The 2804-nt window shown below is 65.4% G+C and carries 5 protein-coding genes and 1 pseudogene (1 of these 6 running past the window's edge); 4 read left to right on the top strand and 2 right to left on the bottom strand.

The features are described from left to right. The 4 genes and pseudogenes from GEV06_28255 to GEV06_28240 form a co-directional block, all read left to right on the top strand. Window positions 1-110 (top strand): annotated as a pseudogene (locus GEV06_28255) (hypothetical protein) (it extends 364 nt beyond the left edge of the window). Next, window positions 94-558 (top strand): hypothetical protein, encoded by a 465-nt coding sequence (locus GEV06_28250; protein MPZ21748.1) that lies wholly within the window; start codon window positions 94-96, stop codon window positions 556-558. The pseudogene GEV06_28255 and the gene GEV06_28250 overlap by 17 nt, the downstream one beginning before the upstream one ends. Window positions 559-794: 236 nt before the next feature. Then, window positions 795-1175 carry a single-stranded DNA-binding protein gene (locus tag GEV06_28245; protein MPZ21747.1) on the top strand — a complete coding sequence of 127 codons (381 nt, stop codon included), beginning with the start codon at window positions 795-797 and terminating at the stop codon, window positions 1173-1175. An 83-nt stretch (window positions 1176-1258) separates the two neighbouring features. Continuing rightward, window positions 1259-1942 (top strand): hypothetical protein, encoded by a 684-nt coding sequence (locus GEV06_28240; GenBank protein MPZ21746.1) that lies wholly within the window; start codon window positions 1259-1261, stop codon window positions 1940-1942. Window positions 1943-1951: 9 nt separating this feature from the next. Here the strand turns inward: GEV06_28240 and GEV06_28235 are convergent, their stop codons facing one another. Both GEV06_28235 and GEV06_28230 read right to left on the bottom strand, forming a co-directional pair. After that, entirely contained in the window at window positions 1952-2560 is a 609-nt protein-coding gene (locus GEV06_28235) for a hypothetical protein (protein MPZ21745.1), read from the bottom strand. Then, a partial coding sequence (locus GEV06_28230) for a hypothetical protein (GenBank protein MPZ21744.1) occupies window positions 2398-2804 on the bottom strand: 407 nt, incomplete at its 5' end. The genes GEV06_28235 and GEV06_28230, both read right to left, overlap by 163 nt.

The raw sequence follows: 2804 nt of genomic DNA, 5'->3' as shown, positions 1-2804 counted from the left end.
ATCGCCCGCCACCTCGGCCACGCCACCCATGTGGTCGACCGCTTCCACGTCGTGCGCTGGTTCGCCCAGGGGTTGATCGAGGTCAGAAGGCGCGTGCAAAGGATCGCTGAGCCCGGCGAGTCGCCGGCCTTCTCGCCGGTGATCTTCAGAACGCGCTATCTGCAGCTGGCGCGTGCCGATGGTCTTGACCCACAACAGTTCGCGCGTCTTGCGATCGCGCTCGGCGAGGATCCTGAGCTGTGGCGCGCCTGGCAGCTTCTGCAGCAGCTCTATGAGATCTACGACGCCGAAGACGAAGCTGACGCAGCGCGAAGGATCGAGGCGTTCGTGCACGCGTGGTCTGCGACGCCGATCCCCGAGTTCAGGACCGTCCTCAAGGCGCTGGCCGACTGGCTGCCCGAGATCCTCGCCTTCCACCGCTGCGAGCGCATTACCAATGGCCGGCTCGAGGGCATCAACAACAAGCTCGGCGTGCTCAAGCGCATCGCCTACGGATTCGTGAACCCTGACAACTTCGGTGCGAGAGCTTTGCTGTGGTGCCCGCCGGTGTCATCATGACCGGGCCGAGCGAGGTGGGTCATCCCACGAAATCGCGGGGAGCCGAACAGCCGCCGTTCCTGCTGGCGCCACCGTAGGGCCGCTACGCCCTTACGTCAACGGCAAACCGCCTGCGCCTCCATGGATGCTCGGGTCGCCTGCGGCGTCCGTTGACGACGGCGCGACCGCGTCCCTTTGACGGATGCGTCGGAACGGCTTCGGGCGCAGCCAACAAGCGCTCAGGAAGAGAGGTAGTGATGAACCAGGTCGCTCTAGCCGGAAACATCACCGACGATCCCGAGCTCCGCTACACCCAGCGCGGCCCTCGCAGGCTTCACCGTCGCGGTCAGCCACCGCTCCAAGCACAGCGGGCAGTGGCAGGGCGTCAACGACGGCTTCTTCCGCTGCACTGCGTGGCGCTCGGTCGCCAGAACGCGAGCCGCACGCTTCGCAAGGGCATGCGGGTCTTCGTCGCCGGCAAGCTCGTCCAGCGCACGCGGCAGGACGACTCCGGCAACAAGCGCCAGACCGTCGAGATCCAGGTCACCCACGTCGGCCCCGACCTTCAGTTCGCCACCGCCGAGGTCACCAAGTCCACCGCAGAGGGTTCCCAGGCCCCCGCGGCGGCCGCCGGGTAATTCCCCCCTCGACCCGGCACAGCTCGGAGCCCGCTTCGGCCGGGCTTCGACGCGCGTGTCTACCCCGGTAGGACACTGGGGGGATGGGACCCGTCGTGATCTTCGACAAATCGACGCTTCAGAGCCTCAGCCTCGACGAGGCGATCTGGTTGGAAAACTTCTTCTATTCGAACATCACGCCCATGCTCTTCATCGAAACACTTGCCGACCTGAGCAAGCCCAAGACGTCGCGTGGCGTTGAGGCGCTAGTGAGCGACATTGCCCGCAAGACGCCGATAAACGGTGCGTTTCCCAATGCGTTCCACCACCCGCTCATTGCTAACGATTTGGTCGGGAACCATCCCCCGATGAACAACCAAGTGGTTCTGGTGGGCGGTGAGATGAAGCGCAGTCCCGACGGGAAGACGGGTGCGCACTTCGATGAATTCGACGAGTCCGCTGCCCTCTCAAGGTGGCAAGACGGGGAATTCCACGAGATCGAGCGCCGACTGGCCGGCGCGTGGCGGTCGCTCCTCACCGGGATCGACTTCCGCGCCATGATGAAGGAGACCAGTGGGGCCCTAGGCGTCGAGCGCGTGAAGAGCCTTGTTGAGGCGTACGACGTCTCCTCGGCGTTCGTCAGGGAGACGGGGATCGAACGTGTGCGCTTCGCTCGCCACTATCTGGGCATCGGCCCACAGTGGCAGGACGAAATCGACACTCGATATGGGAGTACAGGCGACGAGGATGTCCCGACTGTCGTGGATTTTGAGACGGCCCTCCACTGACTGGCGACACTACGCGGCTTCTTCCTCCGATCCAATCACCTCCCTGAGACAAGAACGAAGCGCGGCCTGCAACGCGGGGATGTCGCGGAATCCCTGGGCGCGGTAGAAACGCGTCTCAGCCTCGAGCATGCCGGCGGCGGTCCAGCGCTCGATCATCTTGGCGTCGCGCCAGCGCTTGACGTTTCGCATCGTCGTGCGTCCGATCGAGATCATCGACTCGATCGTGTTGGTCGAACGCAGCGTCCGCTGAAGCGATGGCGGCAAGTCGAGTCGGACGACGGTGAGCGTCTCCTCGAGCCCTTCTCTGAGCGACGCGGCCGCGCCGGGGTGATGGCCGTCGAGGCTCTTGGCGAGGTCCTGGAGCGAGTGCTTGGCGGCACCGAAGTCGCGCATCTTGTAGGCGCGCTCCCTCCTCTTGGCGACGAACGAGTGCATGTGGTCCGGGAGATGGTCGATCACGTTGCGCCGCTTGTGGAGTTGGCAGCGCTGCACCAGCGCGAGGCGGCCGAACACGGAGTTGACCGCGGCGCGCAGCCCCTTGCGCCGTCGATCACGACCAGGATCCCATCGTCGAAGTCGAGTCCCCGCTCGGTGAGATTGGAGAGCAGCGCCCGGCACACGCTCTTGTTCTCGGTCGTTCCTTCGCGCAGCCCGAGCGGGTGCTTGTGGCCCTTGGCGTCTATGCCCAGGGCGACGACCATGGTGTGCCCGGCGATCTCGACCCCGTCTGCCAGCAGGGCCACGATGTCGAGCTGGGACAGGTCTCTTGCCATCAGCTCTTTGAGCGCGCTCTGGGTGCGCTCGACGAAGCGCCGCGACACCGACGAGCGGCCGGTCCCGGTCGCCTCGACGTCGCCGACCG

It is taken from the genome of Luteitalea sp. (assembly GCA_009377605.1).
Lineage (GTDB): Bacteria > Acidobacteriota > Vicinamibacteria > Vicinamibacterales > Vicinamibacteraceae > WHTT01.
The sequence above is the reverse complement of the archived record's forward strand: the minus strand, read 5'-3'. Positions and strand labels throughout refer to the sequence as shown.